The organism is Burkholderia metallica, assembly GCF_001718555.1.
GTDB classification, from domain to species: domain Bacteria; phylum Pseudomonadota; class Gammaproteobacteria; order Burkholderiales; family Burkholderiaceae; genus Burkholderia; species Burkholderia metallica.
Map to the genome: position 1 here is coordinate 743,791 of NZ_CP013401.1, position 22,374 is coordinate 766,164.

The following is a 22,374-nucleotide window of genomic DNA, read 5'->3' on the forward strand; positions in this document are numbered from 1 at the left end:
ATGCTGCCCGCCGGCGTCGATCCGGCCGCGTTCGATGCTCCGAAGGAAGTCACCTTCTGGGGCGCGTTCGACATGCAGGCGCTGGACGCCGGCACGTTCGACGCGGCGATCGACGGCGCTGGCGATGCGCTCGCGGTGGTGTTCTTCTGGGGCGTCGACTGCTTCAACTGCGAGGTCGCGAAGAAGGCGATGCTCGCGCAGCCCGATGCGATCCGCGCACTGGGCCTGAAGTGGTTCCATTGCAACGTGTACGAAAACCATCAGCTGGGGCGCCGCTTCGGGCTGCACGGTGTGCCGGCGTGGTTCTTCTTCCATCGCGGCAAGCGGCTCGGTCGCGCGACGGGCTGGCATGGCCTCGCGCAGTTCCAGGCAGCCGTATCGGCGGCACGCGCGAAAATCGTCGCGTCGGGCGGCGATTCGCCGGGCGGCGATCCGCTAGCCGGCAGCGATTGAAAAATTTAATATCCGCATCGCTCGTCGGGTCTTGAAAACGGACCGGCCGGACGCATTTCGGGAACAGAGTTGAATTCTGGCGCGCAAAGCCGCCCCAAAACGCGGGTTTTTGCGCAGCAAACAAGCATTTCTGGAGATTAGGAAAAAATGGGAAAGATCATCGGTATTGACCTCGGCACCACGAACTCGTGCGTCGCCATCATGGAAGGCAACCAGGTCAAGGTCATCGAGAACTCGGAAGGCGCCCGCACCACGCCGTCGATCATCGCGTACATGGACGACAACGAAGTGCTCGTCGGCGCGCCGGCCAAGCGTCAGTCGGTGACGAACCCGAAGAACACGCTGTTCGCGGTGAAGCGCCTGATCGGCCGCCGCTTCGAAGAGAAGGAAGTCCAGAAGGACATCGGCCTGATGCCGTACAGCATCATCAAGGCCGACAACGGCGATGCATGGGTCGAAGCGCACGGCGAAAAGCTCGCGCCGCCGCAGGTGTCGGCCGAAGTGCTGCGCAAGATGAAGAAGACGGCCGAAGACTACCTCGGCGAGCCGGTCACGGAAGCCGTGATCACGGTGCCGGCGTACTTCAACGACAGCCAGCGCCAGGCGACCAAGGACGCCGGCCGCATCGCGGGCCTCGAAGTCAAGCGGATCATCAACGAGCCGACCGCGGCCGCGCTCGCGTTCGGCCTCGACAAGGCCGAGAAGGGCGACCGCAAGATCGCCGTGTATGACCTCGGCGGCGGTACGTTCGACGTGTCGATCATCGAGATCGCGGACGTCGACGGCGAAATGCAGTTCGAAGTGCTGTCGACCAACGGCGACACGTTCCTTGGCGGCGAAGACTTCGACCAGCGCATCATCGATTACATCATCGGCGAGTTCAAGAAGGAGCAGGGCGTCGACCTGTCGAAGGACGTGCTCGCGCTGCAACGCCTGAAGGAAGCCGCTGAAAAGGCGAAGATCGAGCTGTCGTCGGGCCAGCAGACCGAAATCAACCTGCCGTACATCACGGCGGACGCGTCGGGCCCGAAGCACTTGAACCTGAAGATCACCCGCGCGAAGCTGGAAGCGCTGGTGGAAGACCTCGTCGAGCGCACGATCGAACCGTGCCGCATCGCGATCAAGGACGCAGGCGTCAAGGTGTCGGACATCGACGACGTGATCCTGGTCGGCGGCCAGACCCGCATGCCGAAGGTCATGGAGAAGGTGAAGGAGTTCTTCGGCAAGGATCCGCGCCGTGACGTGAACCCGGACGAAGCCGTCGCAGTCGGCGCGGCGATCCAGGGCCAGGTGCTGTCGGGCGACCGCAAGGACGTGCTGCTGCTCGACGTGACCCCGCTGTCGCTCGGTATCGAGACGCTCGGCGGCGTGATGACGAAGATGATCAACAAGAACACGACGATCCCGACGAAGCACGCTCAGGTGTACTCGACGGCCGACGACAACCAGGGCGCCGTGACGATCAAGGTGTTCCAGGGCGAACGCGAAATGGCAGCGGGCAACAAGCTGCTCGGCGAGTTCAACCTCGAAGGCATCCCGCCGGCACCGCGCGGCGTGCCGCAGATCGAAGTGACCTTCGACATCGACGCGAACGGCATCCTGCACGTCGGCGCGAAGGACAAGGCGACCGGCAAGGAAAACAAGATCACGATCAAGGCGAACTCGGGTCTGTCCGAGGCTGAAATCGACCAGATGATCAAGGACGCGGAAGCGAATGCAGCGGAAGACCACAAGCTGCGCGAGCTGGCCGATTCGCGCAACCAGGGCGACGCGCTGGTCCACAGCACGAAGAAGGCGCTGACCGAGTACGGCGACAAGCTGGACGCGGGCGAGAAGGAAGCGATCGAAGCGGCGCTGAAGTCGCTCGAGGACGCGCTGAAGGACACGTCGTCCGACAAGGCTGCGATCGACGCGAAGGTCGAGGAGCTCGGCAAGGTGTCGCAGAAGCTCGGCGAGAAGATGTACGCCGACATGCAGGCTCAGCAGGCGGGTGCGGCCGGCGCGGCCGGTGCAGCGGAAGGCGCGGCCCATGCGGGCGGTGCGCAACAGGCTGCCGACGACGTCGTCGACGCCGAGTTCAAGGAAGTGAAGAAGGACTAAGCCGGGTTGCAATGGCACCGTACGCCGCGCGCGCAAAACGCGCGCGGCGCGGCTGACAAGCGGTCTGTCTTTCCTTCCGGATGGCCGGATCGACTCCACGCCTGGCGGGCTTTGCGGCCCTCCGGGCACATTTGTTTTTTGGCGGGTGCTGCGCGAGCCGTCCGCGGACGGCGCAGCGCCAGACGAGTCGAGAGACTTTACTGCAGGCGAAAGGAGCCGCCGCGTGCGCGATGCGTGGCGGCACAGTGAATCGATATGGCGAAACGGGATTACTACGAGGTTCTGGGCGTCGCGAAGAATGCGAGCGACGACGAAATCAAGAAGGCATATCGCAAGCTTGCGATGAAGTATCACCCTGACCGCAATCCGGACAGCAAGGATGCGGAAGAGCATTTCAAGGAGGCGAAGGAAGCCTATGAAATGCTGTCGGATGGCCAGAAGCGGGCTGCGTACGACCAGTACGGGCATGCGGGCGTCGATCCGAACATGGGCGGTGCGGGCGCACAGGGCTTCGGCGGCTTCGCGGATGCATTCGGCGACATCTTCGGCGACATCTTCGGCCAGGCCGCGGGCGGTGCCGCGCGCGGCGGCCGCGGCGGCCCGCAGGTGTATCGCGGCGCCGACCTGCGCTACAGCATGGAAATCACGCTCGAGCAGGCCGCGCACGGCTACGACACGCAGATCCGCGTGCCGAGCTGGGTATCGTGCGAAGTCTGTCACGGATCGGGCGCGAAGCCGGGCACGAAGCCGGAAACCTGCCCGACCTGTCACGGCCAGGGCACGGTGCGCATGTCGCAGGGCTTCTTCAGCATCCAGCAGACCTGCCCGAAGTGCCACGGCACGGGCACCTACATCCCCGAGCCGTGCGTGCATTGCCACGGGTCGGGCAAGGTGAAGGAAACCAAGACGCTCGAAGTGAAGATCCCGGCCGGCATAGACGACGGGATGCGCATCCGCTCGGCCGGCAACGGCGAGCCGGGCATCAACGGCGGGCCGCCGGGCGACCTGTACGTCGAGATCCACATCAAGCCGCACTCGGTGTTCGAGCGCGACGGCGACGATCTCCACTGCCAGATGCCGATCCCGTTCACGACCGCCGCACTCGGCGGCGAGATCGAGGTGCCGACGCTGGCCGGCCGTGCGTCGTTCCCGGTGCCGGAAGGCACGCAGTCGGGCAAGACGTTCCGTCTGCGCGGCAAGGGCATCAAGGGGCTGCGTTCGAGCATCGCGGGCGATCTGTACGTACACGTGCAGGTCGAAACGCCGGTGAAACTCACCGACCAGCAGCGCGACCTGCTCAAGCAGTTCGAGAAGTCGCTGGCGGAGGGCGGCGCGCGTCACAGCCCGCAGAGCAAGAGCTGGTTCGACCGGGTGAAGAGCTTCTTCGAGTAACAGCATGACTGAAGGCAACGAGAGCGCGTCGTTCGCGCTCTTGGACGATTGCGACTCGACCGCGCTCGCGCGGTCGAGTCGTTTGTATTCCGGCTTCGTGCACGAACGCGTGTGCACGGATCCGGCGCAACTCGACGCGATCGATGCGGCGGTGGCGCAGGATCTGCGCGACGGGCTGCATGCGGTCGTCGTCGGCGATTACGAATTCGGACGCAACCTGCAACGGGCGCAGCCGGGCCACGCCCCGCTGCGCTTTTTGCTGTATGCGCGCTGCGAGCGCCTGTCGCGCGACGAAGTCGACGCGTGGCTCGCGCAGCAGGACGGCGGCGGCACGCCGTCGATCGCGGGTGTCGCGCATGTCGCGAAGAGCGTGTCGCGCGATGCGTTCGACGCGGCGATCGCCGCCGTGCACGATGCGCTGCGCGCCGGCGATTCGTATCAGGTCAACTACACGTACCGGCTGAATTTCGACGTGTTCGGCACGCCGCTCGCGCTGTACCGGCGGCTGCGCGCGCGCCAGCCGGTGCGCTACGGCGCGCTGATCGCGTTGCCCGACGGTACCTGGGTCGTGTCGTGCTCGCCCGAGCTGTTCGTCGAGAAGCACGGCGACGTGCTGCGCGCGCGGCCGATGAAGGGCACCGCGCCGCGTTCGGCCGATCCGCGCGACGATGCGGCCGCCGCCGCGTTCCTCGCGAGCGATCCGAAGAACCGCGCGGAAAACGTGATGATCGTCGACCTGCTGCGCAACGATGTGTCGCGGATCGCGCGCACGGGCACGGTCAAGGTGCCGGCGCTGTTCTCGGTCGAGCCGTATGCGTCGGTGTGGCAGATGACGTCGACGGTCGAGGCCGGCTGGCGCGACGGGACGACGTTCGCGCAGATGCTGCGCGCGCTGTTCCCTTGCGGGTCGATCACCGGCGCGCCGAAGTACAAGACGATGCAGCTGATCGACACGATCGAGTCGACGCCGCGCGGGCTCTACACGGGCGCGATCGGCTGGCTCGATGCGCCGAAGGAAGACCAGTCGACAGGCGATGCGGCGCCCGACGGTGTGGCCGGCTGCGGCGATTTCTGCCTGTCGGTCGCGATCCGGACGCTGACGCTCGAAGCGGTCGGTATCGATGCTGTCGCAACGGTCGACGCGCGCGAGGCGGCGGCTCGCCGGGCCGGCCGGCGGCGTGGCACGATGGGGGTCGGCGCGGGCATCGTGCTCGACAGCGTTGCCGCCGACGAATATGCGGAGTGTGAATTGAAAGCACGATTCCTGACCGACGCCGATCCCGGCTTCCAGTTGTTCGAAACCACGGCGGCCACGCGTACAGACGGCATCCGGTATTTCGAGCGCCATCTCGCGCGGCTGCAGGGAAGCGCGGACGCGTTCGGCTTCCGCCTCGACGCCGACGCATTGCGTCGCGAGGTCGATGCGCGCTGCGCGGCGCTCGACGGCGACGGCCCGTACCGGATGAAGCTCGCGCTCGCGAAGGACGGCATGCTCGACATCACGGCCGCGGCGCTGAAGCCGCTGCCCGCGGGGCCGGTCGGCGTGATGCTCGCGGCCGCGCACGGCTTCGCGCCGACCCGCACCGACGACGCGCTGCTGCTGCACAAAACGACGCGTCGCGCCGAATACGACCGTGCATGGCAGGCGGCGGAAGCGCTCGGCGGCTTCGACATGCTGTTCGTCAACGAGCGTGGCGAGGTGACGGAAGGCGGCCGCTCGAATGTGTTCGTGAAGCTCGACGGCCAGTGGGTGACGCCGCCGCTGGCGAGTGGCGTGCTGCCGGGCGTGATGCGCGGCGTGCTGCTCGAGGATCCAGCACTGGGCGCAGAAGAGCGTGCGTTGACGCTCGATGAAGTGCTGAACGCGGAGGAACTGATGATCTGCAATGCGTTGCGCGGGCCGATGGAAGCGCGGCTGATTCATGGCTGCGCACCGGCCTGAACGCGGATTACTTCTGCGGCGTACATCGCCAGCTTTGCACGATGGTGTGCCCACGTCTGTATCGCGCGACGCACGTCGGTGCCTGTCGGGCGCATGCGCATCCCTCATTTCACGACCGAAAAGGCATCGGCGTTATCGCCCGGATCGATGCAACCACGCGTGCGGCATGACGCGAGCCTTCGGCTGGTTGCCTCCCGGTCCGTCGAATCAGCGCGCTGGCGGTTTGCAGTGCCAGTCGATCATTGTCGATGGCGTCCGCTTCGCGTCGTAGCGGACCGTGCAGGTTCGCGCGGCGGTGCCGAGCGGCCGGGCGACAGTCGCGGCGGTGTCGAAATACTCGCAACTCACCCAGTACTCGGTGTCGGCCGAGGCAAGCGACCATGTATCGACGAGCGTATTGCCGCGTTTGACACCGCCCGACGGGGCGAGCATCGCGAGTCGATCGGGCGGTCCGGCCCAGAACGACACGCCGATCAGCGGATGCGCTTTCTGCGAATCGTAGGATTTCCAGCCCTCGGGTGCAGGACCGTTGACCGCTTGTGAAACCGGCAGACGGGCCGGACACTGGACGAGTGCCGACGTGGCGTATGCCGACGACATGCAAACGATTGTCAGCAACGTGGCGAGTGCCGCGCCGGCCGGAAAAAAGGCGCGCGACATCGTCATCTCACCACCGAGAACGCATCGGCGTTGTTGCTCGGGTCGATATAGCGACCGTTTCTGTCCTTGCCCTGGAACCGCATGTGCCGTTTCCTGACCTTCGACAGACTGCGCCATTGTTCGACGACGTAGATGCCTGTCGAATCTTGACCCAGATAGAACGCTGCATGGTTGCCGTGCGGTCTGTTCGGATAACGCTGTTGTCAAAGGTCGCGATGACCGTGCCCGGACGAATGGCCGAATCGCCCTTGACGATTTTTTCCGGCCGCCAGCCCGAGGCCGCACCCACTCTGGTATGAGCCTTCACGAGCGCGACGCACTCGCCGTCGCCTTGTAGCGGTTCGCCTTCCAAGGCGGCTGCGCGTTCGAATACGTGGGACATTTTTGCCTCCGTGGAGCGATGGAAGCGCAATGGTCTCAGTAACGAAGAGGCGCGGATATGGGACGTGTTTGAAATGCCAGGCTGTCAGATCGAACGACGAACGACGGGTGTCGTCGAGCAGGCGGCGACGCGTGTGTCCGCATCGCGTCGCCGCGTCGTTCAAAATCAGAAGGAGTGTTCGGGGCCGGGGAATGAACCGTCCTTCACCGCGCTCACATAGGCTTCGACGGCCGCCTGGATGGTCGGCTGCCCCTGCATGAAATCCTTCACGAATCGCGGGCGCTTGCCGGGGAAGATGCCCAGCATGTCGTGCAGCACCAGCACCTGCCCCGAGCAGTCGACGCCCGCGCCGATACCGATCGTCGGAATCTTCAGCATGTGCGTGACTTCGGTCGCGACGAGCGTCGGCACGGCTTCGAGCACGACGAGCTGCGCACCGGCGTCCTCGACCGCGCGTGCGTCGCGCAGCAGTTGCGCGGCGCCGGCTTCGGTCTTGCCCTGCACCTTGAAGCCGCCGAACGCATGCACCGACTGCGGCGTGAGGCCCACGTGCGCACACACGGGCACCGCGCGTTCGACGAGGAAGCGGATCGTCTCGGCGAGCCATTCGCCGCCTTCGAGCTTGACCATCTGCGCGCCTGCGCGCATCAGCTTGACCGCATTCGCGAACGCGTCGGCGGGCGTGCCGTACGTGCCGAACGGCAGATCGGCGACGACGAGCGCGCGCGGCTGGGCCCGCGCGACACAGGCGGTGTGATACGCGATGTCGTCGATCGACACGGGCAGCGTGGTGGTGTGGCCCTGCAGCACGTTGCCGAGCGAATCGCCGATCAGCAGCACGTCGACGCCCGAGCGGTCGAGCAGGGCGGAAAAGCTCGCGTCGTAGCACGTAAGCATCGCGATCTTCTCGCCGGCGTCGCGCATTGCCTGCAGCTTGGGCACCGTGACGGCAGGCCGGCTCGATTCCTGGAGATAGGTCATGGGAAATCCGGTTCGGATGGGTGAGGAACGACAGGCGAGGACGCGTCAGCGCGTCGTCTCGCCCTTGACGAAGAATTCCTTGCGGCCGCGCATCGTCTCGATGCGCTCGATCAGCAGGGCGAGGTCTTCGGGGGAGTCCAGCGGGTTCAGGTGTTCGGCTGCGACCGTCAGCACCGGCGTGCGGTCGTAGTGGTAGAAGAATTCGTTGTACGCGTCGACGAGCGAGCGCAGGTACGCATCGCTGATCTGCAGCTCCATCGGCAGCCCGCGCTTCTGGATGCGCGAGAACAGCACCTCGGGGCTCGCCTGCAGGTAGACGACGAGGTCGGGCGACGGCGCCTGCGGCACGTCCACGTGCGTCGCGACCGAGCGATACAGCTGCCATTCGTCTTCCGGCAGGTTCAGCCGCGCGAAGATGTCGTTCTTCTGCGGCATGAAATCGGCGATGACCGGGCGGCCCGTTTCGAGCGCACCGATCAGCTCGCGCGCCTGCTGCGCGCGCTGCAGCGCGAACGACAGCTGCACGGGCAGCGCGTAGCGCGCGGTGTCGCGATAGAAGCGTTCGAGGAACGGGTTGTCCTGCGGGCGCTCGAGCAGCGCCTGCATCGACCAGCGCTCGGCGAGCAGCCGCGCGAGCGTCGTCTTGCCGACGCCGATCGGGCCTTCGATCACGAGATAGCGGTGCGGGGCGCGCAGGTCGGGCGCGGTGACGGTAAGGGGAGTCGGGGTCATCGGCAGCGGTTCTTGTCGGCGTCTTCGCCGGCGGCGAGCGCCTTCTGCATCGGGCACTGGCAGGTCTGTACCTTCTCGACGCGCTGGTCTGCGACGGCGGCGAGGAACGCAGCGGCACGGCCGCGCGCGGGGATGTCGAGCGCCGGCTCGATCTCGACGAGCGGCACGAGCGCGAACGCGCGGTCGGTGAGGCGCGGGTGCGGGACGATCAGGTCGGGTTCGTCGATCGAATCGGCGCCGAACAGCAGGATGTCGAGGTCGAGCGTGCGCGGCGCATTGCGATACGGGCGCTCGCGGCCGAAGTGATGTTCGATCTTCTGGCAGAGCGCGAGCAGCTCGCGGGCCGACAGCGTCGTGTCGAGCTTGACGACGCAGTTGTAGTAGTCGTCGCCGCCCGCTTCGAAGGGCGCCGTGCGATACAGGCTCGACTTGCCGAGAATCGAGATGGTGCGCTGCTGCGCGAGGCACACCACCGCGTCTTTCAGGGTCTGGCGTGCGTCGCCGAGATTCGCCCCCAGTCCGATATATGCAACCGTCATGGCATCACTTCCTACGTCGTTCGCCGGCGCGTGCGTCAGTCGTCGGAGCCGCCCGCGGTATCCGGCGCCGGCTCGGCGGCACCTTCACCCGGCTTGCGGTTTCGCGCGCCGCCGCGGCGGCGCCGCTTGCGGGGCGATTTTTCCTTCGAGCCGCCCTGCGTGAGCAAGGTCTCGCGAGCTGCCGCATCGCCTTCGATGAAATCCGTCCACCACTGTCCGACTTCCATATCGAGCTCGCCGGATTCGCAGCGTAACAGGAGGAAATCATACCCCGCTCTAAACCTTTGGTGTTCCAGCAGCCGCATCGCGCTGCGGCCCGAGCGTTTCTCGAGGCGCAGCTGCAGCCCCCAGATCTCGCGCATGTCGGCCGAATAGCGCTTGTGGATCGCGAGTTTCTCGGTCTGCATGTCGAGCACGTCGTCCATCGCGCGATGGAGCGCCGGCACCGGGATTTCGCCGTCGGCCGTGTATTGCTCGAAGCGCTGGCGCATGTCGTGCCACAGCAGCGTCGCGAACAGGAAGCCCGGCGACACCGGCTTGCCGGCGCGCACGCGCGCATCGGTGTTGTTCAGCGCGAGCGTGATGAACTTCTCGCCCTGCGGCTGTTCGAGCACGACGTCGAGCAGCGGCAGCAGCCCGTGGTGCAGGCCTTCCTTGCGCAGCCGCGTCAGGCACGCGAGCGCGTGGCCCGACAGCAGCAGCTTCAGCATTTCGTCGAACAGGCGCGCGGCAGGCACGTTGTTGATCAGGTCGGCCAGTGCGCCGATCGGCTCGCGCGTATGCGGCTCGATCTCGAAACCGAGCTTGGCGGCGAAGCGCACGACGCGCAGCATCCGCACCGGATCCTCGCGAAAGCGCGTGGCCGGATCGCCGATCATCCGCAACAGGCGGGCGCGCACGTCGGCCATCCCGTCGTGGTAGTCGAGCACCGTCTGCGTCGACGGGTCGTAGTACATCGCGTTGATCGTGAAGTCGCGGCGCGCGGCGTCTTCGTGCTGCTCGCCCCACACGTTGTCGCGCAGCACGCGGCCGCTCGCATCGACCGCGTGGGTGCGGCGATCGAGTTCGTCGCGCTTCAGGCGCTTCGGCGGCTCGGCGGTGGCGGCCGCTTCAGGCGGCGCATCGACCAGCGCGCGGAACGTCGACACCTCGATCAGCTCCTGGCCGAACTGCACGTGGACGATCTGGAAGCGGCGGCCGATAAGGCGCGCGCGGCGGAACAGGCGCTGCACTTCGGTCGGCGTCGCATCGGTCGCGACGTCGAAATCCTTCGGCGCGATGCCGAGCAGCAGGTCGCGCACCGCGCCGCCGACGATGAATGCGCGGAAGCCCGCCTGCTGCAGCGTGTCGGTCACGCGCACCGCATTCTTCGAGATCAGCGCCGGATTGATGCCGTGCACGCTGGCCGGCACGACGGTCGGCTCGTGGTTGCTGCGCGGTTTCTTCGCGCCGCCGCCGCGGGCGCCCTTCGGGGCACGCGGGGCAGCAGGGGCCGCTTCGTCGGCCGGGGCCGCTGCGGGAGAGGTTTGCTCGGTTTCGTCCTGGCCGAGCAGCTTGCGAATGAATTTTTTGATCACGACGTTCAGAAGAGATCGAGGATGCGCCAGCCGCGGTTGCTTGCATGCGCACGCAGCGTGTCGTCAGGGTTGGTCGCGATCGGGTCGGTGACTTTCTCGAGCAACGGAATGTCGTTGTGCGAGTCGCTGTAGAAATACGTGTGTTCGAAGTCGCTCCATTGCTTGCCCAGCGACGCGAGCCACGCTTCGGTCCGCACGATCTTGCCTTCGCGATAGCTCGGCGTGCCGGTCGGCCGGCCCGTGTACGGCGAATCGGGATGCCCGTCGGTCGTTTCGACCTCGCAGGCGATCAGCGTGTCGACACCGAACGCGGACGCGATCGGGCGCGTGATGAATTCGTTGGTCGCCGTCACGACGCAGCAGAGATCGCCCGCATCGAGGTGCCGGCGCACGAGTTCGAGCGCGGCGGGCGTCATTGCGGGCCGGATCACCTCGTGCATGTACTGCTCGTGCCATTGCGCGAGCTGCGCGCGCGAATACTTCGCGAGCGGCGTGAGCATCGCGGTGAGATACGCGTGGATGTCGAGGTTGCCGGCCTTGTAGTCGGCGAAGAACTGATCGTTCTGACGCGAGAAGCTTTCCGCGTCGACGATGCCGAGCTTCACCATGAAGCGGCCCCATTCGTGGTCGCTATCGGTCGGGATCAGCGTGTGATCGAGGTCAAAGAGTGCCAGATTAGTCATGGAAGCGCATTTTACTCGAAGCGGTGGGGGCCCGCGCCCGGTGGTGTGATGTCGTCGCCGGGACGCGCGAGCATGCGGCGCAGCAGCGGCAGCGTGACCGCGCGCTTTTGTTCGAGCGAGAAGCGGTCGAGCGCGTCGAGCAGCGCCATCAGGCTCGGCATGTCGCGGCGGAAATGGGTCAGCAGGTAGGCGGCGATGTCGTCGGTGAGCGCGATTCCGCGCTCCTTTGCCGCGAGCTTGAGCACCGCGATCTTGCCGGCGTCGGACGGCGGCGACAGGTGGAAGACGAGCCCCCAGCCGAGGCGCGTGCGCAGATCCTCGCGCACGTCGAGCGCGAGCGGCGCCGCGGGGCCCGCTGCGACGAACGCGCTCGACGGGTGGGCGCGCACTTCGTTGAACAGGTTGAACAGCGCGACCTGCTGCGTGTCGCTCATCCGGTCGCAGTCGTCGATCGCGTAGATGCCGATGCGCGGGTCGAACGTGAACGCGCCGAGCGGGCTCTGCGGCGTGAGATAGCGCGCATAGCCGTACGACGCGTCGCTCACGAGCGCCTGCAGCAGATGGGTGCGGCCGCTGCCGGGCTCGCCCCAGATATAGAACGACCGGTCCGGCACGGGGCCCGCCGCGAGCGCGAGGTCGAGCTTCTGCAGGCGCGAGATGAGCTCGTCGTTCTCCTCGTTCATGATGAAGTTGTCGAACGTGGCGGGCGGCGGCGTGCCGAGATCGAGCGTCAGTTGACGGGACACAACAGTCACAATGCGGGTCGGTTGAAAATACGCGTGCCGTACGCCGGGCACGCGGCGGAAACTGCGGCTCCATGGGCTTCACGCGCGGCCGCACGCACGGCACCGCGCGGGTTTCGGCGCGGTTCGCTCGGCGTTGAAAACGGGGACGTGTCGACCAAGATGCAATCCCTGACGATTCGGTGCTGGGAATTCCGGCCAACGGGCCGGCTTCGGGTAAAATCGCATTTTACCGACCTTCTCGCATTCCCCCATGAATCCTCCGAAATCCGCTCCCGACGCTCAGGGTCTGTCCTATCGCGACGCAGGCGTCGACATCGACGCGGGCGACGCGCTCATCGACAAGATCAAGCCTTTTGCGAAGAAAACCCTGCGCGACGGCGTGCTCGGCGGCATCGGCGGGTTCGGCGCGCTGTTCGAAGTGCCGAAGAAGTACAAGGAGCCGGTGCTCGTGTCGGGCACCGACGGTGTGGGCACCAAGCTCAAGCTGGCGTTTCATCTGAACAAACACGATACCGTGGGCCAGGATCTCGTCGCGATGAGCGTGAACGACATCCTCGTGCAAGGCGCCGAGCCGCTGTTCTTCCTCGATTACTTCGCGTGCGGCAAGCTCGACGTCGATACCGCTGCGACGGTCGTCAAGGGCATCGCGCAAGGTTGCGAACTGTCGGGCTGCGCGCTGATCGGCGGTGAAACGGCCGAAATGCCGGGCATGTACCCGGACGGCGAATACGACCTGGCCGGCTTCGCGGTCGGCGCGGTCGAGAAGAGCAAGATCATCGACGGCAGCACGATCGCCGAAGGCGACGTGGTGCTGGGCCTCGCATCGAGCGGCATCCATTCGAACGGCTTCTCGCTCGTGCGCAAGATCATCGAGCGCGCGAACCCCGACCTGTCGGCCGATTTCCACGGCCGCTCGCTGGCCGACGCGCTGATGGCGCCCACGCGCATCTACGTGAAGCCGCTGCTCGCGCTGATGCAGAAGCTGTCGGTGAAGGGCATGGCGCACATCACGGGCGGCGGTCTCGTCGAGAACATCCCGCGCGTGCTGCGCGAAGGCCTCACCGCCGAGCTCGACCAGAAGGCGTGGCCGCTGCCGCCGCTGTTCAAGTGGCTGCAGGAGCACGGCGGCGTCGCCGATGCGGAAATGCACCGCGTGTTCAACTGCGGGATCGGCATGGCCGTGATCGTCTCGGCGGCCGATGCGGACGCAGCGATCGCCGACCTGACCGCCGCCGGCGAACAGGTGTGGAAGATCGGCACCGTGCGTGCGACCCGCGAAGGCGAGGCGCAGACGGTCGTGGTCTGACACGCCGCAGCAGCAGATGCAGCAAGGAAAGCCGCCCGGAGTCGATCCGGGCGGCTTTTTTTCGCACGGTGCGCGGCGTACCGGTGCGCGCCGATGAAGGAGGGACGACGATGACCGAAGACGAACGCGCGATCCGCGAGCTCGTGGACAACTGGTTCGTGTCGAGCCGCCGCGGGGACCTGGCGACCGTGCTCGACCTGATCGCCGACGACGCGATCTTCATGGTGGCCGGCAAGCCGCCGTTCGACAAGGCGGCGTTTGCAGCCGCATCGCGCGACGCGAACGCCGCGGGCGCGGCCGCACCGAAGATCGACGGCCGTTACCGGATCGACGAACTGCGCGTGTTGGGCGACTGGGCGTACATGCGCAATTTCATCGAGATCGACGCGACCCCGCCGGGCGGCGACGCGATCCGCCGTTCGGGTCATACGCTGACGATCTTCCGCAAGACCGACGGCCGCTGGCAGCTCGTACGCGACGCGAATCTCGTGACGCTCGCGCACTGAGTGCGGCAGCGGGCGTGACCGTGCAGGCCGACACTCATGCGGACGGCCGCGCCGCCGCCGTGGGCCGCGCGCCGGCCAGCAGCGGCGGCACGAGCAGATAAAGCAGTGCGGCCGCGGCCCAGACGAGCCCCGGCCACGTCGCGCGCGTCGCCGCGTAGGTGGCGGTGACGACCAGCGGCCCGGCGACGCCGATCAGGCTCGACACGCTCGCGAGCGTGCCTTGAAGTTCGCCCTGGCGCGCGTCGTCGACCTGCCGTGCGAGCATCGCCTGCAGTGCCGGCAGCGTCATGCCGCCGGCCGCGAACAGCGGCAATAGCGTGAATGGCACCCATGCGGCGGTCGCGAACGCGATCACAGCGAGCCCGATCGCGTCGCCCGCGAGGCCCAGCGCAAGCGCGCGACGCTCGCCGAGCCGCGCGATCAGCGGCCCGATCGCGAAGGCCTGCGCGAGTGCGTGACACGCGCCGTAGCCCGCCAGCGACAGTCCCGCGATCGGCGTCGACCAGCCGAAATGTTCCTGGCCGTACAGGATCCACAGCGTCGCGGGAGCCTGCGACACCAGCGCCACGATCACGTAAATGCCGATCAGCGGCACGAGCGCCGGTGCGCCGCTCAACCGGCGCAGGCCGGCGAACGGGTTGAGTGCGCCCGCCGCATGGCCTTCGCGGGCCGAACGCGGCCGCGATTCCGGCAGCGCGCGCCAGACGAGCGCGAGATTGAGCGCGTTGAGCCCCGCGGCCGCGACGAACGGCGCGCGCAGATGCAGCGCGCCGAGCAGGCCGCCGATCAACGGGCCCGCGATGAAGCCGATGCCCATCATCGCACCGAGCTGGCCGAAGCGTCGCGCGCGGTCGGGTTCGGCGGTGACGTCGGTCATGTACGCGGTCGCGACCGCGACGTTCGCGCCGGTGATCCCCGCGATCAGCCGCCCGACGTAAAGCCACGCGAGTGTCGGCGCGAGCGCCATCAGCAGGTAGTCGAGCGCGGCGCCGGCGAGCGAGACGAGCAGGACGGGCCGGCGGCCGAAGCGGTCGCTCAGCGCGCCGAGCAGCGGTGCGCACAGGAACTGCGCGAACGCGTACAGCGCGAGCAGCATCCCGTAGTGGGTGTCAGTACTGCCCGCATCGGCAAGCGAGCGCAGCAGTCCGGGCAGGATCGGCATCACGATCCCGACGCCGATCGCGTCGAGCAGGACCGTGGCCAGAATGGCAATCAGGGACGGATTCAAGGGCGTGACTCTATCAGTGATAGAGTGGCGATTATTCCACAGCTTTCCCTATCGGTGATAGAGATGAAGGACACAGGCGCGCGGCTGACGCGCGACACGGTATTGCGCGTGGCGCTCGACCTGCTGGATGAAGTGGGGATCGACGGGCTGTCGACGCGGCGGCTCGCCGAGCGGCTCGGCGTGCAGTCGCCGACGCTTTACTGGCATTTCCGGAACAAGGGCGAACTGCTCGACGCGATGGCCGAGGCGATCATGCTCGAGCGCCACGACGCGTCGCTGCCGCGCGCGGGCGAAGTGTGGGATGCGTGGCTCGTCGACAACGCGCGCAGTTTCCGCCACGCGCTGCTGGCCTATCGCGACGGCGCGCGCCTGCATGCCGGCACGCGGCCGCGCGCGCTGCACTTCAGCTCGATCGAACGCAAGGTCGCGCTGCTCTGCGACGCGGGATTCACGCCGGACGAGGCGGTCGACGTGATGTACGCGATCGGCCGTTTCGTGGTCGGATGGGTGCTGGAAGAGCAGGCCGGGCCGGACGACGACGCTGCGCCGCTGCCGGACGCCGCCGAGTATCCGCTGCTTGCGAACGGCTGGGCCGCGCTGCGCGAGCGCAGCGGCGACGCGGCATTCGAGCGCGGCATCGCGTGGATCGTCGACGGCGCGCGCGCGCGCCTGGCGGCGCGTCGGACGCGCTGACGCGGTCAGCCCGGTGGGTTGCCGTCGAGCACGCGTTCGAGCGCGTCCAGTGCGCGGGCCGTCGCGTCCGGCGCGATGCAGTCGACGACGATCCGTTCCGGCATCGCGCGCAACCAGGTGATCTGGCGCTTGCAGAGCTGCCGCGTCGCGAAGATCCCCTTGTCGCGCATCGTCCGGTAGTCGGTGTCGCCGTCGAGGAATTCCCATGCCTGCCGGTAGCCGACGCAGCGCATCGACGGCAGGTCCGGATGGAGATCTTCGCGACGGCGCAGCCGCTCGACTTCGTCGATGAAGCCCGCATCGAGCATCGCGTCGAAGCGCTGCGCGATCCGGGCATGCAGCACCGCGCGATCCGACGGCTCCAGCGCGACCGGCACGAAGCGGTAAGCGGCGGCCGCATCGTCGGTGCGCCGCGGCGCGGTCAGCAGCGCCGACATCGGCTGCCCGGTCAGCATGAACACTTCGAGCGCGCGCTGGATGCGTTGCGAATCGTTCGGCGCGAGCCGCGCGGCCGTGTCGGGATCGACCTGCGCGAGCCGCGCATGCAGCGCGGGCCAGCCGTCGCGCGCGGCTTCGGCATCGAGGGTGGCGCGCACGTCCGGATCGGCGCCCGGCAGGTCGTTGAGCCCCTGCGTCAGCGCCTTGTAGTACAGCATCGTGCCGCCCGCGAGCAGCGGCGTGCGGCCACGCGCGGCGATCTCGCCGATCAGGCGCAGCGTGTCCGCGCGGAAACTCGCGGCCGAATACGCGTCGGCCGGGTCGATGATGTCGATCAGGTGATGCGGCACGCTCGCGCGTTCTTCGCGCGAAGGCTTCGCGGTGCCGATATCCATGTCGCGGTAGACGAGCGCCGAATCGACGCTGACGATCTCGATCGGGCGGCGCGCGGCGAGCGCCAGCGCCGCGGCCGTCTTGCCCGACGCGGTGGGGCCGAGCAGGCAGGCGATCGTCGTCGGGCTGGCGTGAAGTGCCGCGCTCATTGGCCGCGCATGAAGAGGCGGTCCAGATCGTTCAGCGTGAGCTGATACCAGGTCGGCCGGCCGTGATTGCACTGGTCCGCGCGTTCGGTCGCTTCCATCTGCCGCAGCAGCGCATTCATCTCGTCGAGCGTCAGGCGCCGGTTCGCGCGCACCGCGTGATGGCAGGCGAGCGTGCCGAGCAGTTCGTGCTGCCGCTCGGTGAGCACGCGTGAACCGCCGAACGCATGAAGGTCGGCGAGCACCGCACGCGCGAGCGACTGCAGGTCGGCATCCTTCAGCAGCGCGGGGACCGCGCGGATCGCGAGCGTCGTCGGCGACAGCACCGCCAGGTCGAAGCCGAGCGATTCGAGCGTGTCGCGTTCTTCCTCGACCGTGCCGATCTCGACCGGCGTGGCCGTCATCGAGACCGGCAGCAGCAACGACTGCACGGCGACCGTGCGATCGGCCAGCGCGTTCTTGAACTGTTCGTACAGGATCCGCTCGTGGGCCGCGTGCATGTCGACGATCACGAGGCCGTGCGCGTTCTGCGCGAGTACGTAGATGCCGTGGATCTGGCCGAGCGCGAAGCCGAGCGGCTGCTCGTCGTGCGCGGTGGCGGCGAGCGGCGAAGCCGCGAAGCCCGACCGCGGTGCGATCGGTGCGTTGGCCGAATCGGCCGAATCGCGCGCGATGAGCGTCGTGCCGTCCGGCGTGCCTGCGCCCGTGTCCTTGCGGCCGAACAGCGCGTCATAGAGCGCGAGCGGCTGTGCGACGGGCAGCGTGCCCTGGGTCATCCGCGCCTGGCGCATCCAGGTGTTGCCGGACGAGGACGAGGACGACGACGGCGAGAAGCCGCTGCCGCCGGTCGCGTTGCCGTGCGGGGCCTGGCCGAGCGGGGTATCCAGGAACGAAGCGGGCCCGCGCGGCGCCGGTGACAGTTGCGCGGCATGGCCGCCCGCGGTGGTTTCCGGCGACGCGCCTGCGTGACGCGCGAGCGCACGCTGGACCGCATGGAACACGTACTGGTGGATCGAGCGCGAATCGCGGAAGCGCACCTCGATCTTCGACGGGTGCACGTTCACGTCGACGGCTTCGGGCGGCAGGTCGAGGAACAGCACGTACGACGGGTAGCGGTCGCCGTGCAGCACGTCCTCGTAGGCGGCGCGTACCGCGTGCGTCAGCAGCTTGTCGCGCACGAAGCGGCCGTTGACGAAGAAGTATTGCTGGTCGGCGCGACCGCGACTCGCGGTCGGCAGGCCTGCGCAGCCGTACACCGCAAGCGGGCCGGCCTGCTCGTCGAGCGGCAGGTGCGCGGTCGCGAAGCTGTCGCCGAGGATCTTCGCGACGCGCTGCGCGGGCTCGGTCGCATTCCAGTGCTCGACCGCCTTGCCGTTGTGCAGCACCGAGATCGCAACGTCCGGCCGCGCGAGCGCCGCACGGCGAATCATTTCCAGGCAGTGGCCGAACTCGGTCTGCTCGCTCTTCAGGAACTTGCGCCGCGCGGGCGTGTTGAAGTACAGCTCGCGCACCTCGATCGTCGTGCCGGTCGCGCCGGCGGCGGGCGACAGCACGCCTGTCTGCGCGTCGATCTTCATCGCATGCGCGGCATCGGCCGTGCGGCTCGTGATCGACATCTCGGCGACCGATGCGATCGACGCGAGCGCTTCGCCGCGAAAACCCAGCGTCGCGACCGCCTCGAGCTCCTCGAGCGAGCGGATCTTGCTGGTGGCATGGCGCATCAGCGCGAGCGCCAGCTCGTCGGGCGGAATCCCGCAGCCGTCGTCGGTGATCGAGATGCGCTTCACGCCGCCTTCTTCCAGCACGATGCGCAGCGTCGTGGCGCCGGCGTCCATCGCGTTCTCGAGCAGCTCCTTGACGACCGACGCCGGGCGTTCGACGACCTCGCCGGCGGCGATCTGGCTGATCAGCTGGTCGGGCAGGGGCTGGATCGCGCGCAGCGGGCGCGCGGCGGGGGCGGGCGCGGCGCCCGCGGCCGTTTCGGTGATATCGGACATGGCCGAATTATAGCGAGGCGGCGAATGCGTGCCGGGGCGAGCGGCGGTTACGTTTTTTCACGGAGCCTTAAGGTAGTTTCGGTATCATGGCCTCGTTACACGCACCGCCTTGACCGGCGGGCGCGCCAGCCTTTTTCGGCCGTTCCGGCCCTATCGCCATCGAGGAATCGCATTTGGATACGCTGCTTCATTTCGTCAACCTTGTCCTGCATATCGACGCTTTCCTCGGCGATTTCATCCGGCAGTACGGCGCATGGGTCTATCTCGTGCTGTTCCTGATCGTGTTCTGCGAGACCGGGCTCGTCGTGTTTCCGTTCCTGCCCGGCGATTCGCTGCTGTTCATCGGCGGGGCGTTCGCGGCGACGGGGGAAATGAACGTCGGCGCGCTGATCGTGCTGCTGCTCGTCGCGGCGATCGCCGGCAACACGGTCAATTACATGATCGGCCGCTGGGTCGGCCCGAAGGTGTTCAATACCCATATCCCGGTGCTCGAGCGCTTCCTCGATCGCGCCGCGCTGCAGAAGACCCACTCGTTCTACGACAAGCACGGCGGCAAGACGATCGTGCTCGCGCGCTTCATTCCGGTCGTGCGTACGTTCGCGCCGTTCGTCGCGGGCGCGTCGTCGATGAGCGTCGCGCGCTTCCAGTTGTTCAACGTGATCGGTGCGCTGGTGTGGGTGCTGCTGCTCGTGCTGCTCGGCTATTTCTTCGGCAATATCCCGTTCATCCGCCAGTACCTGAACGTGATCGTGCTGGCCGGGATCGGGGCGGCGGTCGTGCCGGTTGCGCTTGGCGCGGTGTGGAAGCTGGTGCGCGGCAAGCAGTCGGACAATGTGCCGAAGGCGGGTGGGCGCTGAGCGGGGTGTTTCGTTTTCTTTTCGGTGCAGTGAAAAAGCGTGGCGGGTGCCACGCTTTTTTTTCGTCCGTTGCGGGTGTTGCGCGTTACGCGGTGCGATGCGCGACGGGGGTTTTGGGCGTCGGGTATTGTGCTTCCGGGCGCTGGATCGAGACCTGGGGTAGTGTGAATCGCGAAATGCCGCGGCTACGATGCTGCGCGACCGTAGGTGTCTTCGAAGCGGACGATGTCGTCCTCACCGAGATACGAGCCCGACTGGACTTCGATCAGTTCGAGCGGAATCTTGCCGGGGTTTCTAAGCCGATGCGGAGTGCCGAGAGGGATGTACGTCGATTGATTCTCGGTAAGGATGATTTCTGCATCGCCATTCGTCACGAGCGCCGTACCTTTCACGACAATCCAATGTTCGGCACGGTGATGGTGCATTTGCAGGCTCAGTTGTGCTCCGGGAGCGACGATGATCCGCTTGACCTGGAAGCGATCGCCGGAATCAATGCTTTCATAGGAGCCCCACGGTCGCGGGACTCGACGGTGCGTGACGGATTCAAGTCGTCCTGAACGATTCAGTTGTTCGACGACCTTCTTTACGTCCTGGACGTGGTCGCGATGCGCGACCAGGACGGCGTCCGCGGTTTCGACTACGACCACATCCCGGACGCCGATTGCCGCAACCATCCGATGCTCCGCACGGATGTAGGAGTTTGCGACGTTATCCGTATAGATGTCGCCGGAAATCGTATTGTTTTGGCCGTCGCGCGTGGCGATATCGGCGAGCGCACTCCACGAACCGACATCGCTCCAGCCGAGTTCGGGAGCTGCGACCACGGCCGCGCGTTTCGTCTTTTCCATGACGGCGTAGTCGATGGAGATGTCCGGAATAGCGGCGAATGCCTCGGTATCAAGACGCAGAAAATCGTAATCCTGTTGCGCCCGTTCGAGTGCCAATGCTGCATGTCGGGCGATGTCGGGTGCATGTTGCGCGATCTCGTCGAGATAGACCGATGCGTTCAGCAGGAACATGCCGCTGTTCCAGTAATAGCGGCCGTCATGGAGGAATTCTGCCGCGCGCTCGCGGTTCGGCTTTTCGACGAACGCATCGACGGCATGAGCGCCATTGCCGGTTTCAAGCGCTTCGCCGCGGCGGATATACCCGTATCCGGTGTGCGGCTCGGCGGGGGGAATCCCGAATGTGACGAGATGTCCGCGCTTTGCGACCGCGGTCGCAGTGTCGACGGCCGTGATAAATGCCGGCAGATTCTGGACGATGTGGTCCGACGGCAATACCAGAAGCAACGCATCCGGATCGTCGCGCAACGCGAGGTGTGCCGCGACGGCAATCGCCGGCGGGGTGTTGCGGCCGAGCGGTTCGAGCACGATGGTCTGCGGCTCGACACCGGTGTGCTGCAGCTGCTCGGCAATCATGAAGCGATGCGCGTGGTTCGCGACGATGACGGGAGGCGCGACACCAGGTATTTCGCTTGCGCGCAGAACGGTCTGCTGGACAAGGGTTTGTTCTCCCGCCAGCTTCAGATACTGCTTCGGGTAGTTGCTGCGGGACATCGGCCACAGCCGGCTGCCGTTGCCGCCGCACAGGAGGATCGGGTGGAGACTCATGCGGGGATGCCTGGGTCAGGGCGAATGGGTGACGGCTCGGTTGCCGGGGGAGTCATTCTAACAAAGCGTGGTAATGAAAAAGCGTGGCACGCGCCGCGCTTTTTCTTCGTCCGATGTTGCCGTTACGCGGTGCGATGCGCGACCGGGGTTTCGGGCGTCGGGTATTGCGCGTCTCGGAACGTCTCGAGGATCACGCGGTTGGTGTCGCAGTACACCTGCCAGTAGTTTTCGGGTGCCGTGGACGGGCGAACGAACAGCAGCGGGCCTTCCGGCGTGAACTGCAGCACGCCGACGTCCGGCGCCGGGCTGGTCAGCACGTTCGGGATCTGCTGGATCGACGCCTTCAGGCGGCTGATCGCGTCGACCGCATCGACGCTGTTCGCGATCTTCGCGGTCAGGTCGACGCGGCGGTGCGACGTCGCGCTGTAGTTGGCGATGTTGTCCGAGAAGATCTTGTTGTTGCCGACGATCGTCACGATGTTGTCGGCGGTGATGATCGTCGTGCCGAACAGGCCGAGCTCTTTCACGGTGCCCGTGACGCCGCCCGCGCTGATCACGTCGCCGATCTTGAACGGGCGCAGCACCTGCATGAACACGCCGGCGGCGAAATGCGCGAGCAGGCCGCCCCAGGCGGTGCCGATCGCGAGGCCCAGGCCGGCGAGCAGCGCGGCGAACGAAGTCGTCTGTACACCGAAGATCTGCAGGATCGCGAGGATCAGCAGGATCGTCAACAGCACGCCGACGACGGAGGTCAGGTAGTCGGTCAGCGTCGGGTCGACCTTGCCGCTGCGGCGCACGACCTTGCCGAGCAGGCGGGTGCCGATGCGGATCGCCCAGCGGCCGACGAACCACAACACGATCGCGGCGAGGAGGTTGAGGCCGAAGTCCAGGCCGCGGGTCATCAGGAATTGCTGGGCGGTGGCGAGATCGATCATGCGTTCTCCGAAGTCAAGGGTGGAAGGGGCGGCGCATGCACCGGATGGGTGGCGCTTTTATAACCTGAGCTGTGA

General features: G+C 66.8%; 20 protein-coding genes and 1 pseudogene. 8 read left to right on the forward strand and 13 right to left on the reverse strand.

Annotated elements, in window-relative coordinates:
- The 4 genes from WJ16_RS03365 to WJ16_RS03380 all read left to right on the forward strand — a co-directional run bounded on the left by WJ16_RS03365 (position 1) and on the right by WJ16_RS03380 (position 5,887).
- Positions 1 to 453, forward strand: a complete 453-nt coding sequence (locus tag WJ16_RS03365) for a thioredoxin family protein (protein WP_069255839.1) — start codon at positions 1 to 3, stop codon at positions 451 to 453.
- 147 nt (positions 454 to 600) lie between these two features.
- Positions 601 to 2,553, forward strand: coding sequence for a molecular chaperone DnaK (dnaK, locus tag WJ16_RS03370; RefSeq protein ID WP_069255840.1), 1,953 nt, complete (start codon positions 601 to 603; stop codon positions 2,551 to 2,553).
- Positions 2,554 to 2,808: 255 nt separating this feature from the next.
- A complete protein-coding gene (dnaJ, locus tag WJ16_RS03375) occupies positions 2,809 to 3,945 on the forward strand; it encodes a molecular chaperone DnaJ (RefSeq protein ID WP_069255841.1) in 1,137 nt (378 codons plus the stop codon).
- A 4-nt stretch (positions 3,946 to 3,949) separates the two neighbouring features.
- Entirely contained in the window at positions 3,950 to 5,887 is a 1,938-nt protein-coding gene (locus WJ16_RS03380; protein WP_069255842.1) for a chorismate-binding protein, read from the forward strand.
- Between the two features lie 207 nt (positions 5,888 to 6,094).
- Here WJ16_RS03380 and WJ16_RS03385 read toward each other — a convergent pair whose 3' ends face one another.
- The 8 genes and pseudogenes from WJ16_RS03385 to hda form a co-directional block, all read right to left on the reverse strand.
- Positions 6,095 to 6,553: an STY0301 family protein gene (locus WJ16_RS03385; protein ID WP_069255843.1), complete on the reverse strand. Its 459-nt coding sequence runs from the start codon at positions 6,551 to 6,553 to the stop codon at positions 6,095 to 6,097.
- Positions 6,550 to 6,929: pseudogene (locus WJ16_RS35900) on the reverse strand (BPSL0067 family protein). The gene WJ16_RS03385 and the pseudogene WJ16_RS35900 overlap by 4 nt, the downstream one beginning before the upstream one ends.
- A 165-nt stretch (positions 6,930 to 7,094) precedes the next feature.
- Positions 7,095 to 7,910, reverse strand: a complete 816-nt coding sequence (gene panB / locus WJ16_RS03390) for a 3-methyl-2-oxobutanoate hydroxymethyltransferase (RefSeq protein WP_069255844.1) — start codon at positions 7,908 to 7,910, stop codon at positions 7,095 to 7,097.
- A gap of 45 nt (positions 7,911 to 7,955) precedes the next feature.
- Positions 7,956 to 8,642: a deoxynucleoside kinase gene (locus WJ16_RS03395; RefSeq protein ID WP_069255845.1), complete on the reverse strand. Its 687-nt coding sequence runs from the start codon at positions 8,640 to 8,642 to the stop codon at positions 7,956 to 7,958.
- The gene (folK, locus tag WJ16_RS03400) at positions 8,639 to 9,181 is read right to left on the reverse strand and encodes a 2-amino-4-hydroxy-6-hydroxymethyldihydropteridine diphosphokinase (protein WP_069255846.1); all 543 of its coding nucleotides are present in this window, start codon (positions 9,179 to 9,181) and stop codon (positions 8,639 to 8,641) included. Before folK ends, WJ16_RS03395 begins: the two co-directional genes overlap by 4 nt.
- A gap of 35 nt (positions 9,182 to 9,216) precedes the next feature.
- Entirely contained in the window at positions 9,217 to 10,758 is a 1,542-nt protein-coding gene (gene pcnB, locus WJ16_RS03405) for a polynucleotide adenylyltransferase PcnB (protein ID WP_069255847.1), read from the reverse strand.
- Between the two features lie 5 nt (positions 10,759 to 10,763).
- Positions 10,764 to 11,441 (reverse strand): histidinol-phosphatase, encoded by a 678-nt coding sequence (locus WJ16_RS03410; protein WP_069255848.1) that lies wholly within the window; start codon positions 11,439 to 11,441, stop codon positions 10,764 to 10,766.
- A gap of 11 nt (positions 11,442 to 11,452) precedes the next feature.
- Entirely contained in the window at positions 11,453 to 12,187 is a 735-nt protein-coding gene (gene hda / locus WJ16_RS03415; protein WP_069255849.1) for a DnaA regulatory inactivator Hda, read from the reverse strand.
- A gap of 250 nt (positions 12,188 to 12,437) precedes the next feature.
- On the opposite strand from hda, the gene purM reads away from it, so the two are divergent.
- Positions 12,438 to 13,493, forward strand: coding sequence for a phosphoribosylformylglycinamidine cyclo-ligase (purM, locus tag WJ16_RS03420; RefSeq protein ID WP_069255850.1), 1,056 nt, complete (start codon positions 12,438 to 12,440; stop codon positions 13,491 to 13,493).
- A gap of 110 nt (positions 13,494 to 13,603) precedes the next feature.
- Positions 13,604 to 13,999, forward strand: a complete 396-nt coding sequence (locus WJ16_RS03425; RefSeq protein WP_069257941.1) for a YybH family protein — start codon at positions 13,604 to 13,606, stop codon at positions 13,997 to 13,999.
- Positions 14,000 to 14,033: 34 nt separating this feature from the next.
- On the opposite strand, the gene tet is transcribed toward WJ16_RS03425, so the two are convergent.
- Positions 14,034 to 15,227 carry a Tet(A)/Tet(B)/Tet(C) family tetracycline efflux MFS transporter gene (gene tet / locus WJ16_RS03430; RefSeq protein ID WP_069255851.1) on the reverse strand — a complete coding sequence of 398 codons (1,194 nt, stop codon included), beginning with the start codon at positions 15,225 to 15,227 and terminating at the stop codon, positions 14,034 to 14,036.
- Between the two features lie 63 nt (positions 15,228 to 15,290).
- On the opposite strand from tet, the gene tetR reads away from it, so the two are divergent.
- Positions 15,291 to 15,920 (forward strand): tetracycline resistance transcriptional repressor TetR, encoded by a 630-nt coding sequence (gene tetR / locus WJ16_RS03435; protein WP_069255852.1) that lies wholly within the window; start codon positions 15,291 to 15,293, stop codon positions 15,918 to 15,920.
- A 5-nt stretch (positions 15,921 to 15,925) separates the two neighbouring features.
- Here the strand turns inward: tetR and miaA are convergent, their stop codons facing one another.
- Together miaA and mutL are read right to left on the reverse strand one after the other, a co-directional pair.
- The gene (gene miaA, locus WJ16_RS03440; protein ID WP_069255853.1) at positions 15,926 to 16,900 is read right to left on the reverse strand and encodes a tRNA (adenosine(37)-N6)-dimethylallyltransferase MiaA; all 975 of its coding nucleotides are present in this window, start codon (positions 16,898 to 16,900) and stop codon (positions 15,926 to 15,928) included.
- Positions 16,897 to 18,894 (reverse strand): DNA mismatch repair endonuclease MutL, encoded by a 1,998-nt coding sequence (mutL, locus tag WJ16_RS03445; RefSeq protein WP_069255854.1) that lies wholly within the window; start codon positions 18,892 to 18,894, stop codon positions 16,897 to 16,899. The genes miaA and mutL overlap by 4 nt, the downstream gene beginning before the upstream one ends.
- Before the next feature lie 173 nt (positions 18,895 to 19,067).
- Between mutL and WJ16_RS03450 the strand changes: the two genes are divergently transcribed.
- Positions 19,068 to 19,751: a DedA family protein gene (locus WJ16_RS03450; RefSeq protein ID WP_069255855.1), complete on the forward strand. Its 684-nt coding sequence runs from the start codon at positions 19,068 to 19,070 to the stop codon at positions 19,749 to 19,751.
- Positions 19,752 to 19,936: 185 nt separating this feature from the next.
- On the opposite strand, the gene WJ16_RS03455 is transcribed toward WJ16_RS03450, so the two are convergent.
- Positions 19,937 to 21,364: a mannose-1-phosphate guanylyltransferase/mannose-6-phosphate isomerase gene (locus tag WJ16_RS03455; protein ID WP_069255856.1), complete on the reverse strand. Its 1,428-nt coding sequence runs from the start codon at positions 21,362 to 21,364 to the stop codon at positions 19,937 to 19,939.
- Positions 21,365 to 21,486: 122 nt separating this feature from the next.
- A complete protein-coding gene (locus WJ16_RS03460) occupies positions 21,487 to 22,299 on the reverse strand; it encodes a mechanosensitive ion channel family protein (RefSeq protein ID WP_069255857.1) in 813 nt (270 codons plus the stop codon).
- Positions 22,300 to 22,374 lie beyond the last annotated feature (75 nt).

Coding starts and splice junctions, on each gene's coding strand:
- WJ16_RS03365 (WP_069255839.1), top strand. CDS start 1: ATGCTGCCCGCCGGCGTCGATCCGGCCGCGTTCGATGCTCCGAAGGAA.
- dnaK (WP_069255840.1), top strand. CDS start 601: ATGGGAAAGATCATCGGTATTGACCTCGGCACCACGAACTCGTGCGTC.
- dnaJ (WP_069255841.1), top strand. CDS start 2,809: ATGGCGAAACGGGATTACTACGAGGTTCTGGGCGTCGCGAAGAATGCG.
- WJ16_RS03380 (WP_069255842.1), top strand. CDS start 3,950: ATGACTGAAGGCAACGAGAGCGCGTCGTTCGCGCTCTTGGACGATTGC.
- WJ16_RS03385 (WP_069255843.1), bottom strand. CDS start 6,553: ATGACGATGTCGCGCGCCTTTTTTCCGGCCGGCGCGGCACTCGCCACG.
- panB (WP_069255844.1), bottom strand. CDS start 7,910: ATGACCTATCTCCAGGAATCGAGCCGGCCTGCCGTCACGGTGCCCAAG.
- WJ16_RS03395 (WP_069255845.1), bottom strand. CDS start 8,642: ATGACCCCGACTCCCCTTACCGTCACCGCGCCCGACCTGCGCGCCCCG.
- folK (WP_069255846.1), bottom strand. CDS start 9,181: ATGACGGTTGCATATATCGGACTGGGGGCGAATCTCGGCGACGCACGC.
- WJ16_RS03410 (WP_069255848.1), bottom strand. CDS start 11,441: ATGACTAATCTGGCACTCTTTGACCTCGATCACACGCTGATCCCGACC.
- purM (WP_069255850.1), top strand. CDS start 12,438: ATGAATCCTCCGAAATCCGCTCCCGACGCTCAGGGTCTGTCCTATCGC.
- WJ16_RS03425 (WP_069257941.1), top strand. CDS start 13,604: ATGACCGAAGACGAACGCGCGATCCGCGAGCTCGTGGACAACTGGTTC.
- tetR (WP_069255852.1), top strand. CDS start 15,291: ATGAAGGACACAGGCGCGCGGCTGACGCGCGACACGGTATTGCGCGTG.
- miaA (WP_069255853.1), bottom strand. CDS start 16,900: ATGAGCGCGGCACTTCACGCCAGCCCGACGACGATCGCCTGCCTGCTC.
- mutL (WP_069255854.1), bottom strand. CDS start 18,894: ATGTCCGATATCACCGAAACGGCCGCGGGCGCCGCGCCCGCCCCCGCC.
- WJ16_RS03455 (WP_069255856.1), bottom strand. CDS start 21,364: ATGAGTCTCCACCCGATCCTCCTGTGCGGCGGCAACGGCAGCCGGCTG.
- WJ16_RS03460 (WP_069255857.1), bottom strand. CDS start 22,299: ATGATCGATCTCGCCACCGCCCAGCAATTCCTGATGACCCGCGGCCTG.